1 protein-coding gene is annotated in these 283 nt (G+C 41.0%); it reads left to right on the top strand.

Annotated elements, in window-relative coordinates; genetic code table 11:
* A partial coding sequence (locus AACQ14_RS24505) for an FAD-dependent oxidoreductase (RefSeq protein ID WP_339366139.1) occupies window positions 1-283 on the top strand: 283 nt, incomplete at both ends.

A 283-nucleotide genomic window follows, 5' to 3' on the forward strand; every position in this document is an offset into this window, starting at 1 on the left:
TCAAAAGATAGCGTTAACCGCAGAGTAGAACTTGATGAACTCGTTGTTCTTTTTGGGATGTCGCCCAAACTTGGACCAATAGATAATTGGCAACTTAAAATGCATCAACATCAAATAAAAGTGGATACGCAATCATTTCAAACATCAGTGTCCGGCATTTATGCCGTGGGCGAGATTAATTATTACCCCGGTAAAAGAAAACTCATTCTGAGCGGTTTTCATGAGGCAGCATTAGCCGCCTTTGCGATTGCTGAAACGGTATTAGAAAAAGATCGCATTCCCA

This window comes from Vallitalea maricola (assembly GCF_036985595.1).
Taxonomy (GTDB): domain Bacteria; phylum Bacillota; class Clostridia; order Lachnospirales; family Vallitaleaceae; genus Vallitalea; species Vallitalea maricola.